The sequence below is a fragment of the Noviherbaspirillum aridicola genome, from assembly GCF_019656455.1.
Classification (GTDB): Bacteria; Pseudomonadota; Gammaproteobacteria; order Burkholderiales; family Burkholderiaceae_D; genus Noviherbaspirillum; species Noviherbaspirillum aridicola.
In genome coordinates this window covers 95967-109415 of sequence record NZ_BPMK01000007.1, presented here as the reverse complement: position 1 = coordinate 109415, position 13449 = coordinate 95967, and the positions used below count along the sequence as shown (strand labels likewise).

The window sequence follows — 13449 nt, the reverse complement described above, 5'->3', positions numbered from 1 at the left end:
GTCCTTTGTTTCAGTGTGAGCTTCCCTGCGGCCAGTCGGCCAGCAGGGTGAAATCGAGATGCGCGGCGGCGGGGGCAGGGCCGGGCGCGGCCAGGCGCGGGATGCGGCCGAGCAGCGGCGCGGACAGCCGCGCCGCGAGGGATTCTACATTGGCCTCGAGGTGGCGCATCTGCGGATCGACGGTGTTGGCGACCCAGCCGGCGAGTGTCAGCCCGCGCGCGGCGATCGCCTCGGCGCTCAGCAGCGCGTGGCTGATGCAGCCCAGCCGCAGGCCGACCACCAGGATCACCGGCAGCCCGAGCTGCCGCGCCAGTCCGGCGGTATCTTCCTCGTCGTTGAGCGGCACGCAGAAACCGCCGACGCCCTCGACCACCACCGCATCGGCCTGCGCCGACACCTGCCGGTAACAGTCGAGGATGGGCGCGATGCGCAGCGTCACGCCCTCCTGCTCGGCCGCGAGATGCGGCGCGGCGGCGTCGCGCAGCAGGTACGGCGTGGTCAGCTCGCGCGGCAGCGTCAGGCTGGCGGCCGCGGCGATGGCATCGACGTCTTCATTGCGCCAGGCGTCGTCGCGCCACTCCATGCCGGCGGCGACCGGCTTCATGCCGGCGGCGCGCAGGCCGAGCCGGCCGAGCGCATGCAGCAGCGCGCAGGAAACCAGGGTCTTGCCGATCTCGGTATCGGTGCCGGTGATGAACCACGCGCTCATGCCGATGCCTCCAGCCGGTTCAGCGCGCGCGCCAGCTGCCGCACGTCTTCCGCCTCGTGGGAAGCCGACAGCGTCACGCGCAGACGCGCGGTGTCCTTCGGCACCGTCGGCGGCCGGATCGCCGGCACCCACAAGCCCTGCTCATGCAGCGCGGCGGCGGCGCGCAGCGCTTCGTCGTTGGCGCCGATGACCACGGGCTGGATCGCGGTGTCCGAAGGCAGCAGCTGCCAGCGCGACAGGCGCAGGCTGTCGCGCAGCTGGGCCACCAGGGCGCGCAGATGGTCGCGGCGCGACTGCCCTTCTTCGCCGGCGATGATGTCGAGGCTGGTCAGCAGCGCATGCGCGAGCGCCGGCGGCGTGGCGGTGCTGTAGATGTAGGGCCGGGCGCGCTGCACCAGCCATTCGATCATCGTCTCGTGCGCGGCGACGAAAGCGCCGGCCACGCCGGCGGCCTTGCCGAGCGTGCCCATGTAGACGATGTTGGGCGAACGCAGCCCGCAATGCTCGAGTGCGCCGCGGCCGTTCTCGCCCAGCACCCCGAAGCCGTGCGCGTCATCGATCACCAGCCATGCGCCATGGCGTTCGCACAGCGCCAGCAGATCGGCCAGCGGCGCGAGGTCGCCATCCATGCTGAACACGCTGTCGGTGACCACCAGCTTCTTCTCCGCGCGGCTGGCCTGCAGCAGGCCTTCCAGCGCCACGGTGTCGCCGTGGGCATAGACCTGCACGTTCGCGCGCGACAGCCGGGCGCCGTCGATCAGCGACGCATGGTTGAGCGATTCCGAGAACAGGTCGGCATCGCGTCCGCCGAGCGCGCCGAGCAGCGCGAGATTGGCCATGTAGCCGGTGCAGAAATACAGCGCGCGGGCGCTGTCGATCTGCGGCGCCATGAATTCCGCAAGCGCCTCTTCCAGCAGCACATGCGCGCGCGAGTGGCCGCTGATCAGGTGCGAGGCGCCGCTGCCGGCGCCATAGCGGGATGCGCCTTCGGCCAGCGCCTCAATGATGCGCGGATGCGCGGCGAGACCGAGGTAGTCGTTGCTGCAGAAGGCCAGCATCTCGCGCCCGTCGACCGTCACGCGCGGCGCGCACGGCGTCTCGGTGGTGCGCAGGCGGCGGCGCAGGCTCTGGCTGTCGAGCTGCCGCAGCTGCTGTTCCAGTCCGGCGATCAGCGCGCTCATGCCGTCACCTCGTCGAATACCTGCATCGTGCGGGCGGCGAGCAGTGCCGTCTCCTCGTCGTCGAGCACATAGGGCGGCATCAGGTAGACCGTGTTACCGATCGGCCGCAGCAGCAGTTCATGGCGCAGCGCGGCGGTGAAGAAGCGGCGCGCGAAGGCAGGATCTTCCGTGACCGCATCGAAGGCCCAGATCATGCCGCGCCGGCGCAGGTGACGGACCTTCGGATGCGCGGCCAGCGGCGCAAGCGCGCGATCAAGGTGTTCTCCCCGCTCGCGGTTGCGCTCGAGCACCCGGTCTTCGCGGAAGATTTCCAGCGTCGCCAGCGCCGCGCGGCAGGCCAGCGGATTGCCGGTATAGGAATGGGAATGCAGGAAGCCGCGCCGAATGTCGGCATCATAGAACGCGGCATAGATGTCGTCGCGCGTCATCACCAGCGACAGCGGCAGGTAGCCGCCGCTGATGCCCTTGGACAGGCAAACGAAATCCGGCCAGATGCCGGCCTGCTCGCAGGCGAAGAAGCTGCCCGTGCGTCCGCAACCGACGGCGATCTCGTCAGCGATCAGGTGCACGCGGTAGCGGTCGCACAGCTCCCGCAGCAGCTGCAGATAGAGCGGATCGTGCATGGCCATGCCGCCGGCGCACTGCACCAATGGCTCGACGATGATGGCGGCGATCCTGCCGGCGCGGTCCTGCAGCAGGCTTTCGAAGGCGGCGGCGGCACGGCGTGCCACATCCTGCGCCGTCTCGCCCTCGCGCGCGGCGCGGGCGTCGGGCGAGGCGACCACATGCGCCTGCCGCAGCAGCGGCCCGTAGGCGTCGCGGAACAGCGCGACATCGGTGACGCCGAGCGCGCCGACGGTCTCGCCGTGATAGCTGCCCTGCAGGCAGACGAATTCGCGCTTGTCCGGCTGGCCGCTGTTGCGCCAGTAATGGAAGCTCATCTTGAGCGCGATTTCGGTGGCGGAAGCGCCGTCGGATGCATAGAAGGCATGGCCGAGCACGCCGCCGGTCAGCGCCGACAATTGCTCCGACAGTTTGACCACCGGTTCATGCGTGAAGCCCGCCAGCATCGCGTGCTCCAGCAGGTCGAGCTGCTCGCGCAGCGCGGCGTTGATGCGCGGATTGGCATGGCCGAAGAGATTGACCCACCACGAACTGATGGCGTCGAGATAGCGCTTCCCCTCGCGGTCGTACAGCCACGCGCCGCGGCCGTGGCTGACCGGGATCAGCGGCATGCTTTCATGGTGCTGCATCTGGGTGCACGGGTGCCAGACGCTTTTCAGGCTGCGCGCGACCCAGTTGCCTTGTTCTGCGTGCTTCAAGCAGGACTCCTGGATGAATGATCGATCAGAGCCAGCCCGGTTTGCGCTTTTCCAGGAATGCGGCGACGCCTTCCTTGCCCTCGTCCGAGCTGCGGATGTCCGCGATCCGTTCCGCCGTGTCGGCGATCAGGTCCGCCGTCAGCGGCGCGCCGGCCATGTCGCGCACCAGGCGCTTGGCTTCCCGCATTGCATGGGGACTGTTGGCCGAGAGCGCCCTGACGATGTCGGCGACGGCCGCATCGAGCGCGCCGGCGGCGGCGGTCTGATGGATGAAGCCGATGCGCAGCGCCTCCTGCGCGGAAAACCGCTCCGCCGTCAGGAAGTAGCGGCGCGCGGCGTTTTCACCCATGGCCCGGATCACGTAGGGCGAGATTGTCGCAGGAATCAGGCCGAGTTTGACCTCGCTCAGGCAAAAATTGACTGTCTCAGCGGCAATTGCGATGTCACAGGCGGCGACCAAGCCCATGCCGCCCGCATAGCAGTCGCCCTGCACCCTGGCCACCACCGGCTTGGAGCAGGTGTGGATGGTGCGCAGCATTTCCGCCAGCTGGGCCGCATCGGCGAGATTCTCGTCGCGCGTATAGCCGGCCATTTTCTTCATCCAGTTCAGGTCGGCGCCAGCGCAGAAGGCCGGTCCGTTCGCGGCCAGCACGACCGCCCGCACTTCCTGGGCGTGATCCAGCGCGCGGAAGGCGCCGGTGATTTCGCCGATCGCGGTTTCGTTGAAGGCATTGCGCATGTCGGGCCGGTTGAGCGTCACCGTCGCCACCCGGCCCTCGGTGGTCACGGTCAGTGTCTGGAAATTCATGATCACATCCTGAAGATGCCGAACTTCGTGTCGGGGATCGGCGCGTTCAAGGCCGCGGACAGGCCGAGGCCGAGCACCATGCGGGTATCGGCCGGGTCGATCACGCCGTCGTCCCACAGCCGCGCGGTGGCGTAATACGGATGGCCCTGCTGCTCGTATTGCTGCCGGATCGGCGCCTTGAAGGCCTCTTCCTCGTCGGCGCTCCAGCTGCCGCCCCGGCCCTCGATGCCGTCGCGCTTGACGGTGGCCAGCACGCTCGCCGCCTGCTCGCCGCCCATCACCGAGATGCGCGCGTTCGGCCACATCCACATGAAGCGCGGCGAATACGCCCGGCCGCACATGCCGTAGTTGCCGGCGCCGAAGCTGCCGCCGATGACGACGGTGAATTTCGGCACCGCCGCGGTGGCGACCGCCGTCACCATCTTCGCGCCGTGACGGGCGATGCCTTCGTTCTCATACTTGCGGCCGACCATGAAGCCGGTGATGTTCTGCAGGAAGACCAGCGGGATCTTGCGCTGGCAGCACAGCTCGATGAAGTGCGCGCCCTTCTGCGCCGACTCGGAAAACAGGATGCCGTTGTTGGCAATGATCCCGACCGGCATGCCGTAGATATGCGCGAAGCCGCATACCAGCGTGGTGCCGAAGCGCGCCTTGAATTCATCGAAGGCGCTGCCGTCGACCACCCGCGCGATGACTTCGCGCACGTCGAAGGGCTTGCGGGTATCGGTGGGAATGACGCCGTACAGCTCGCGCGCGTCGTACTTGGGCGCGACCGGTTCGCGCAGCGGCAGCTGCTGCGGCTTTTGCCGGTTCAGATTGCCGACGATGCGGCGCGCCAGTGACAGCGCATGCATGTCGTCCTGCGCCAGGTGGTCGGCCACGCCGGACAGCCGGGTATGGACATCGCCGCCGCCGAGGTCTTCCGCGCTCACCACCTCGCCGGTGGCCGCCTTCACCAGCGGCGGGCCGCCGAGGAAGATGGTGCCCTGTTCCTTGACGATGATGGATTCGTCGCTCATCGCCGGGACGTAGGCGCCGCCGGCGGTGCAGGAGCCCATCACCACCGCGATCTGCGGGATGCCCTGCGCCGACATGTTGGCCTGGTTGTAGAAGATGCGGCCGAAATGGTCGCGGTCGGGAAAGACCTCGTCCTGGTTAGGCAGGTTGGCGCCGCCGGAATCGACCAGGTAGATGCAGGGCAGCTTGTTCTGCTCGGCGATTTCCTGCGCCCGCAGGTGTTTCTTGACGGTGACCGGATAGTAGGTGCCGCCCTTGACCGTGGCGTCGTTGCAGACGATCACGCATTCCTGTCCGGCGACGCGGCCGATGCCGGTGATGATGCCGGCCGCCGGGGCGGCGTTGTCGTACATGTCGTAGGCTGCCATCTGCGACAGCTCGAGGAAGGGCGTGCCGGGATCGAGCAGCATCTGCACCCGGTCGCGCGGCAGCAGCTTGCCGCGCGCGGTGTGTTTCTTGCGCGCTTCCTCGCCGCCGCCCTGTGCGATCCGGGCCACCTTGGCCTTCAGGTCGTCCACCAGTTTCTGCATCGCAGAGGCATTGGCCTGGAAGTCTTCGGAACGCGCATTGAGTTTGGATTCGATCGTGTTCATGTTGTGCTTGTCCGGTCGTGGGTCTCCAGGCGGGCATTGTACTTTACGTTTACGTAAACGTAAGGCCCGCCGCTCACTTCGCCTGCTGGAGCGCAAGAATTGGCGGCTTTGTCAGGGATAGACCGCGAACGGAGCCTGCCGCCAGCGGCTGGCTTCAGGCGGCAGGGGCGCGTTACGGAAATTCATCTTCAACCGTTCTCCGGACCGCCGCCATTCGGGCCGGCAGGGACGCCGGCCCTACCGACTCAGCCCAGGCAGGGCCGGCCTCCGTGCCGCTCGGCGGAACCTGCACAACCTGCATCCCATGACCCGACCTGAGTATGCACTGCGCGCCGCTCGCCAGTAAATCGACTACAATTCATGTATCTTAAATCGAGCAAAAAGCGACTTACACTCGTTTTTACGAACATGAAGGTAGCACAAAACCGCGCCTTGCCCGCCGACCGGCTCGCCGAAATCGCGCTGGTCGGCACCCGGCTGGCGAGGCTGCGTATTGCGCGTCACATGACGCAGGCGGATGCAGCCGTGCGCGCCGGCCTGTCGCGTAATACCGCGTACCGAATCGAGAAAGGCGACGCAGGCCTGGCGATAGGACAGGTGCTGCGCTACCTGGAAGCGATAGCCCCGGGCAAGAGCCTGCTCGCGCTACTGCAGGAAGACGACCCGGCGGTCGCCGCGCTTGAAGCCAGCGAAAGGCGGCAGCGCACGCGGCGCCTGACGCGGGAAGAACAGGACAAGCTGGACTTTTAGGACAGATGCATGGCCAAGCGCGAACTGACAGTGTTTGCAAACCTTGACGGCGAATTCGTTCCTGCCGGTCTGCTGGAGCTGACCGAGAAGAACGAGCGCCTGCTCGCTTCAGAATTCGCGTACGGCACCCGCTACATCGACAGGCCGGGCGCCCTGGAAATCGATCCTGTCAGTCTTGCCCTGACGGACAAGGAGATCATCCGGGGCAGGAAAATTTTCCCAAAAAACGGCCTGCCGTTTTTCGGCGGCATCCGCGATGCCGCGCCCGACGCCTGGGGCCGCCGCGTCATCGAGGCGAGGCTGCATGCGCCGCCGAACAGCCTGCCGGAGTCGGTCTATCTGCTCGAGGCCGGCGGCGAGCGCGTGGGCGCGCTGGATATTCGGGAGAGCCGTGAAAGCGAACAGAAAAACGGACATGTTCTGATGACCGATCTGCAGTACCTCATCGAAGCGGCTGAACGCATCGAGGCGGGACTGCCGGTGCCGTCGCATCTGGAAGTCATCTTCGCCGGAGGCTCTGCGCTGGGTGGCGCGCGGCCGAAGGCGACTGTCCGCGATGCCCACGGCATTCTGTGGCTGGCGAAGTTTTCAAGCGCAGGCGAGCGACTGAACGTGCCGGAGATCGAAGCCGCGACGCTGCGCCTTGCCGGATTATGCGGAATGCACGTCCCCGAAGTGCGCACGGTTTCCATCGGCGAGCGCCGGGTGATGCTGATTCGCCGTTTCGACAGGTACTGGGCAACGCGCGGGACAATTCCTCCTCCAGACGGTATGTTTGAACCGACGCATCCAGGGCCGGGATTGCTGGAAAAGCGCGTGCCGTTCGTCAGCGGCCTGACGCTTCTTTCGTGCGATGAAACCGATGCACGCACCAGGAGCTATGGCGAACTTGCCGAAGCCATACAAAGATATTGTCATACCAGCGTTGTGCGGGACGACAAAAGGGAATTGTTCGCGCGCATGGTGTTCAACATCTTCGTCACGAACGACGACGACCACCTTCGCAACCACGGCTTCCTCTGGGACCCCGCCATCAAGGGCTGGCGTCTGAGCCCCTTGTACGACGTCATGCCGAGGCCGAGCATTTCGTCCGAAAGGTATTTGTTCCTCGCTCCGGGGCCTCAGGGCCGGCTCGCAAGCCTCGACAACGCAATGGGATCGCGCGAGAAGTTCGGGCTAGGCGAGAAGGATGCGGCCAATATCATTGCGCGCGTGTGGCGCGAAGTGCGGGAGTGGAAGATTCACTTTGAGTCTTTCGGCGCAAGCGGCCGGTCAATCGCCCAGGCAGAGCCGGCGTTCCGTCATATCGACGCGATTTCGAGCGCAGGTTTGCGGCAGAAGCTGCCCTGATATTTCCAGCGCAGCGCCGGAAAACCACAACCGCAGCTTATCCGCTCCCCGGAAAGCTCCCATCCACGTAATACCACCTGCCCCCCTCGCGCACGAAGCGGCTCACCTCGTGCAGCCGCTGCGCCCTTCCGCCCAGCTTGCAGCGCGCCACGAATTCCACCGTCGCCTCGTCGCCTTGCGGGACGTGGCGGCGCACGTCCAGCCCCAGCCATTTCACGCCGTCATCCTGCACGATCGGTTCCTGCGGGCGCGTCGTCGGATGCCAGCTGTCCCGCAGGTAGGCCTCGCGGCCGAGGGTATAGGCGGTGTAGCGCGAGCGCATCAGCTGCTCCGCCGTCTGCGGCAGTTCGCCGCCGTCGAGGTAGCGGCCGCAGCAGGCGGCGTAGTCCGTGCCGCCGCAGGGGCAGGCATTGCTCGCGGTCTTCTTCATGCCAGCGCCAGCGCCGGCAATTGCGCCATGTCGTCGAACACCCGCTCGGCGCCGGCCTCCAGCAGCAGTTGCGCATCCATGCGCTCGGCGTAGCCGTAGACGGTCATGCCGGCATCGCGGCCGGCGCGGATGCCGGTCGGGGTGTCCTCGATCACGAGGCAGCGCGCCGGGGCCACGCCCATCACCCGCGCCGCTTCGAGGTAGACATCGGGCGCGGGCTTGGACCTCGGCACCTCCAGCCCGGAAAACATCTTGCCGTCGAACCACGGCAGCAGCCCCGTCTTGCCGAGCGTGAGCTGCATCTTCGCGCGGTCCGCGCCGCTGGCCACGCAAAAGCGCATGCCGGCGGCATCCAGGCGCGCGATCGCATCGGCGACATGGCGCACAGGTTCGATGGCTTCGCGCAGCGCCGCATCGCGGCGGGCGACGAACTGCTGGTAGAAATCGGCGGGCGCCGGGCGCCCGGTGCGCTGCTCGATCAGGGGAATCTCGTCGCGCACCAGCCGGCCGACAAACGTGTGGATGGTTTCTTCCAGCGTGATTTGCCAGCCCAGCTCGCACAGCATCGCGGCCAGCACGCCGCAGGTCACCGGTTCGCTGTCGACCAGCACGCCGTCGCAGTCGAATGCGACCATGTCGAACTTCTTCATCAAGCCTTCTTTGCCTTCTCCGCCACCGGCGCTCCGGCCGCTTTCCATGCGCCGAAGCCGCCTTCGACATGGGCGACGTTGTCCATGCCCATGTCCTGGACGGTCTTGGTGGTCAATGCGCTGCGCCAGCCGGCCGCGCAAAAGAAAATGAATTCCTTCTTCTCGCCGAACACCGGCTTGAAGTAAGGGGAATCGGGATCGACCCAGAATTCGATCATCCCGCGCGGCGCGGAAAACGCGCCCGGTATTATCCCCTCGCGCTCCTGTTCCCGCACGTCGCGCACGTCGACGAACTGCACGTTCGGATCCTCGAACTTGTCCCTGGCCTCGGCGACGCTGTAGGTCTTTACCTCTGCCATGGCTTCATCGACCAGCTGGCGGTAGCCTTTTTTCATGACTTGTCTCCATTGGTAGTGCAGGCATCCCGGCCTGCATCATCTTTCCATCGCCCGGTAGTGCAGGCCTCCGTGCCTGCACAAACCACGTTCATTCAGAGAGACCGCTCTCCGGACCACCTCCGCCGTGCAGGCAGGGACGCCTGCACTACCTCTTCACCGCCGGTAGTGCAGGCCTCCGTGCCTGCACAAACCACGTTCATGCGGAGAGACCTCTCTCCGGACCACCTCCGCCGTGCAGGCAGGGACGCCTGCACTACTTATTTCGCCCACGACGGCCACACCCACGCATATTCCTTCAAATCCGGCCATCGTTTCAGCGGATTGTTCATGATGTACCGGATCTTCTCAAGCCTCTCATGTTCATCCCGCACGATGCGGTCAAAGGATTCCTGCTGCCAGACTGCGCCGCGGCGTCCATTCTCGCGCTGCAATCGGTTCGCCGAGAACGATTTCCAGCTGTGGACAATACGCTCAAGCGACACGTCCAGGGCGGGCTGCACGACCGCATGCACATGATCGTCCATCACCACGTACGCGTCGAGCGCATAACGCCTGCCGTCGAAGCATGTGATCGCCTCTGCAACCTTGGTTCGTTCGCCGTCGTCCAGATTCCGGCAGCCTGGATAGAGGCGCCACGTCACGAAATAGATCGCGCCATCGGAGCGCCAGTGCGGCAGATTGCGGCGATAGATTTGCAGATCGCTCATGGTCATCCCTTGCCAATGGAACAAGAGGGATTTTATGAGCCCCGGGGTGAATCTTCGAAGCAGTGCACGCGTCTGCGACTGCGTTTGCGGCGAAAACAATACACTTCACTTCTCCGGGCCACCTCCGTCGTGCAGGCAGGGACGCCTGCACTACCTCTTCACCGCCCGGTAGTGCAGGCCTCCGTGCCTGCACAAACCACGTTCATGCGGAGAGTCTCCGGACGACCTCCGCTTTGCAGGCAGGGACGCCTGCACTACCTCTTCACCGCAGGTAGTGCAGGCCTCCGTGCCTGCACAAACCGCGTTCATCCGGAGAGAATGTTCTCCGGACCACCTCCGTCGTGCAGGCAGGGACACCTGCACTACCCTTCACCGCCCGGTAGTGCAGGCCTCCGTGCCTGCACAAACCACGTCCATGCGGAGAGTCTCCGGACAACCTCCGCTTTGCAGGCAGGGACGCCTGCACTACTGCAGCGCCCGCGCGATCAGGATCTTCTGGATGTCGCTCGTGCCTTCGTAGATCTGGCACACGCGCACGTCGCGGTAGATGCGCTCGACCGGGAAGTCGCTGACATAGCCGTAGCCGCCGTGGATCTGGATGGCGTCGGAGCAGACGCGCTCGGACATTTCGGAGGCGAACAGCTTGGCCATCGCCGCTTCCTTCAGGCAGGGCCTGCCGGCATCCTTGAGGCTGGCGGCGTGCAGGATCAGCTGGCGCGCGGCTTCGATCTGCGTGGCCATGTCCGACAGCCGGAACTGCACCGCCTGGTGCTCGAACAGCGGCTTGCCGAAGGAGGTGCGCTCCTTGGCATAGGCCAGCGCGGCCTCGAAGGCGGCGCGCGCCATGCCCACCGATTGCGAGGCAATGCCGATGCGGCCGCCCTCCAGCCCGGACAGCGCGATCTTGTAGCCCTGGCCTTCCTCGCCGATGAGGTTGGCGGCCGGGATCCGGCAGTTCTCGAATACGATCTGCGCGGTGTCCGAGCTGTGCTGGCCGAGCTTGTCCTCCAGCCTGGCGACGATGTAGCCGGGCGTGTCGGTCGGCACCCAGAACGCGCTGATGCCGCGCTTGCCGGCGGCCTTGTCGGTCACCGCCATCACGATGGCGACGTCCGCATGCTTGCCGCTGGTGATGAACTGCTTGACGCCGTTGATCACGTAGTGATCGCCGTCCCGCACGGCGGTCGTACGCAGCGCGGCGGCATCGCTGCCCACGTGCGGCTCGGTCAGGCAGAAGGCGCCGAGCATCTGTCCGCTGGCGAGCGGGCGCAGCCACTGCTCTTTCTGCGGCTCGCTGGCATAGGCCATCGCGATGCTGCACACCGGGCAGTTGTTGACCGAGATGATGGTGGAAGTGCCGCCGTCGCCGGCCGCGATTTCTTCCAGCACCACGGCCAGCGCCACATAGTCGAGGCCGGCGCCGCCGTATTCCTCCGGAACCGCCACGCCGAACACGCCGAGCTGCGCCAGGCCCGCCAGCGCCTCCTTCGGAAAATAATGCTCCCTGTCCCAGCGCGCGGCATTCGGCGCCAGCATTTCGTCCGCGAATTCGCGCATGGCGTCGCGGATCATTTGATGTTGTTCGCTCAGAACCATTGCTCCTCCATCTGCCGCTTGTGGCGGTCTTGGTGATCACCAGGCGAGGTTGCGCCCGGCGTAGTTGCGGTAGCTGCCCGTGTCCTGCGGTCCGAGCTGTCCGATCACGTCCAGCAGCCCCGACACGCTCTCCTCGACCGAGATGCTGGCGTTCGGCCCGCCCATGTCGGTGCGAACCCAGCCCGGGCAGAGCGCGACGAAGACGGCGTCGGGATGATCGAAGGCGGCGGTTTTCACCGCCATGTTGAGCGCGGCCTTCGACGCCCGGTACAGCCAGCCGTAGCTGGATTCGGCTTCGCCGATGCTGCCCATGCCGCTGCTGATGAAGGCGAACTTGCCGCGCGCCGCCTCGACCATCGGCGCCAGCAGCGGTATCGCCTGCATCGCGCCGAAGACGTTGGTATGCATCACATTGTCGAAATCCTGCAGGGTGGGCGCGTTGCGCTCCTGGTGCTGCGGACCGTAGACGCCGGCGACGTAGACGGCGAGGTCGAGCTGCTCGCCGTCGAGCTGCCAGCCGAGCCCCGCCAGCGACTCGGGTTTCGTCACATCCAGCTTCAGCGCCTCGGCGCCGAGATCGCGCAGCGCCTGCAGGCCGGCGTCGTCTCGCGCGGTGGCGAACACTTTCCAGCCGCCTTCGCGCAGCTGGCGCACGAATTCATGGCCAATGCCGCGCGAGGCGCCGATGATGAGCGCAGTAGGCATGATGTGTCTCCGATAAAAAAAGGGGCGGCAGCGCCGCCCCGTGGTGGATCAGACCAGCTCGATCGCCATCGCGGTGCCTTCGCCGCCGCCGATGCACAGCGATGCGACGCCCAGCTTGCCGCCGGTCTTCTGCAGGGCGCCGAGCAGGGTCACGATGATGCGCGCGCCGGAAGCGCCGATCGGGTGGCCGAGCGCGCAGGCGCCGCCGTGGATGTTGACCTTCGCATGGTCGATGCCGTGGTCGCGCATGGCGGCCATCGGTACCGCGGCGAAGGCTTCGTTGATCTCGAACAGGTCCACGTCCTTGGTGGTCAGGCCGAGCTTCTTGTACAGCTTGTCGATCGCGCCCACCGGTGCGGTGGTGAACCAGTTCGGTTCCTGCGAATGCGTGGCGTGGCCGAGCACGCGGGCGATCGGCTTGCAGCCCAGCTTCTTGGCGGTCGATTCGCGCATCATCACCAGCGCGGCGGCGCCGTCGTTGATGGAGGACGAGGAAGCGGCGGTGATGGTGCCGTCCTTCTTGAACGCCGGCTTGAGCGACGGGATCTTGTCCAGCTTCGCCTTGAGCGGGCCTTCATCCTTGTCGATCACGGTCTCGCCGCCCTTGCCCGCCACCGTCACGGGCGCGATTTCCCACTTGAACGAACCATCGGCGGTCGCCGCCTGGGCGCGCTTGACCGATTCGATCGCGTAGGCGTCCTGCTCTTCGCGGGTGAACTGGTACTTGGCCGCGCACTCCTCGGCGAAGGTGCCCATGGAGCGGCCGCGCTCATAGGCGTCTTCCAGGCCGTCGAGCATCATGTGGTCGTACATCATCGCGTGGCCGATGCGGTAGCCGCCTCGTGCCTTCGGGATCAGGTAGGGCGCGTTGGTCATCGACTCCATGCCGCCGGCCACCACCACGTCGTTGGTGCCGACCACCAGCGAGTCGAAGCCGAACATGGCCGCCTTCATCGCCGAGCCGCACATCTTGGACAGCGTGACCGCGCCGGCCGAGACCGGGATGCCGGCCTTGATCGCTGCCTGGCGCGCGGGCGCCTGGCCCTGGCCGGCCATCAGGCAGTTGCCGAACAGGACTTCATTGACGAATTGCGGCTCCAGGTTGGCGCGCTCGACGGCGGCGCGGATCGCGACGGCGCCGAGATCGGCCGCTGCGAGCGACGAGAAGTCGCCCTGAAAGGCGCCCATCGGGGTACGGGCGGCGCCGACGATGACAATAGGATCGTTGTTCAT

14 protein-coding genes are annotated in these 13449 nt (G+C 66.2%); 2 read left to right on the top strand and 12 right to left on the bottom strand.

Translation table 11 applies throughout. The features are described 5' to 3' along the window. Positions 1-10: 10 nt before the first annotated feature. Genes bioD through NCCP691_RS09205 form a run of 5 tightly spaced genes read right to left on the bottom strand, consistent with a single transcriptional unit; the run spans position 11 to position 5630 of the window. Complete coding sequence (gene bioD / locus NCCP691_RS09225) at positions 11-709, bottom strand: dethiobiotin synthase (protein WP_220807975.1); 699 nt, start codon at positions 707-709, stop codon at positions 11-13. Then, the gene (gene bioF / locus NCCP691_RS09220; protein ID WP_220807974.1) at positions 706-1890 is read right to left on the bottom strand and encodes an 8-amino-7-oxononanoate synthase; all 1185 of its coding nucleotides are present in this window, start codon (positions 1888-1890) and stop codon (positions 706-708) included. Before bioF ends, bioD begins: the two co-directional genes overlap by 4 nt. Continuing rightward, entirely contained in the window at positions 1887-3212 is a 1326-nt protein-coding gene (gene bioA, locus NCCP691_RS09215; protein WP_220807973.1) for an adenosylmethionine--8-amino-7-oxononanoate transaminase, read from the bottom strand. Before bioA ends, bioF begins: the two co-directional genes overlap by 4 nt. Before the next feature lie 25 nt (positions 3213-3237). Next, complete coding sequence (locus NCCP691_RS09210) at positions 3238-4020, bottom strand: enoyl-CoA hydratase/isomerase family protein (protein ID WP_220807972.1); 783 nt, start codon at positions 4018-4020, stop codon at positions 3238-3240. Between the two features lie 2 nt (positions 4021-4022). Continuing rightward, positions 4023-5630, bottom strand: coding sequence for a carboxyl transferase domain-containing protein (locus tag NCCP691_RS09205; protein ID WP_220807971.1), 1608 nt, complete (start codon positions 5628-5630; stop codon positions 4023-4025). A gap of 408 nt (positions 5631-6038) precedes the next feature. Between NCCP691_RS09205 and NCCP691_RS09200 the strand changes: the two genes are divergently transcribed. Both NCCP691_RS09200 and NCCP691_RS09195 read left to right on the top strand, forming a co-directional pair. Then, a complete protein-coding gene (locus NCCP691_RS09200) occupies positions 6039-6380 on the top strand; it encodes a helix-turn-helix domain-containing protein (RefSeq protein ID WP_220807970.1) in 342 nt (113 codons plus the stop codon). Between the two features lie 9 nt (positions 6381-6389). Beyond that, positions 6390-7730 (top strand): type II toxin-antitoxin system HipA family toxin, encoded by a 1341-nt coding sequence (locus NCCP691_RS09195; RefSeq protein WP_220807969.1) that lies wholly within the window; start codon positions 6390-6392, stop codon positions 7728-7730. A gap of 37 nt (positions 7731-7767) precedes the next feature. On the opposite strand, the gene NCCP691_RS09190 is transcribed toward NCCP691_RS09195, so the two are convergent. From NCCP691_RS09190 to NCCP691_RS09160, 7 genes are all read right to left on the bottom strand, one after another. Continuing rightward, positions 7768-8160 (bottom strand): YchJ family protein, encoded by a 393-nt coding sequence (locus NCCP691_RS09190; protein WP_220807968.1) that lies wholly within the window; start codon positions 8158-8160, stop codon positions 7768-7770. Next, positions 8157-8810, bottom strand: coding sequence for an HAD family hydrolase (locus NCCP691_RS09185; RefSeq protein ID WP_220807967.1), 654 nt, complete (start codon positions 8808-8810; stop codon positions 8157-8159). Before NCCP691_RS09185 ends, NCCP691_RS09190 begins: the two co-directional genes overlap by 4 nt. Continuing rightward, positions 8810-9205 (bottom strand): rhodanese-like domain-containing protein, encoded by a 396-nt coding sequence (locus NCCP691_RS09180; RefSeq protein ID WP_220807966.1) that lies wholly within the window; start codon positions 9203-9205, stop codon positions 8810-8812. The genes NCCP691_RS09185 and NCCP691_RS09180 overlap by 1 nt, the downstream gene beginning before the upstream one ends. A gap of 260 nt (positions 9206-9465) precedes the next feature. Further along, on the bottom strand, positions 9466-9915 hold the full coding sequence (locus NCCP691_RS09175) for a transposase (protein WP_220807965.1): 450 nt from the start codon (positions 9913-9915) through the stop codon (positions 9466-9468). 465 nt (positions 9916-10380) lie between these two features. Further along, on the bottom strand, positions 10381-11511 hold the full coding sequence (locus tag NCCP691_RS09170) for an acyl-CoA dehydrogenase family protein (protein WP_220807964.1): 1131 nt from the start codon (positions 11509-11511) through the stop codon (positions 10381-10383). Between the two features lie 36 nt (positions 11512-11547). Then, positions 11548-12216, bottom strand: a complete 669-nt coding sequence (locus tag NCCP691_RS09165) for an SDR family oxidoreductase (RefSeq protein WP_220807963.1) — start codon at positions 12214-12216, stop codon at positions 11548-11550. Between the two features lie 48 nt (positions 12217-12264). Then, a complete protein-coding gene (locus NCCP691_RS09160; RefSeq protein WP_220807962.1) occupies positions 12265-13449 on the bottom strand; it encodes an acetyl-CoA C-acetyltransferase in 1185 nt (394 codons plus the stop codon).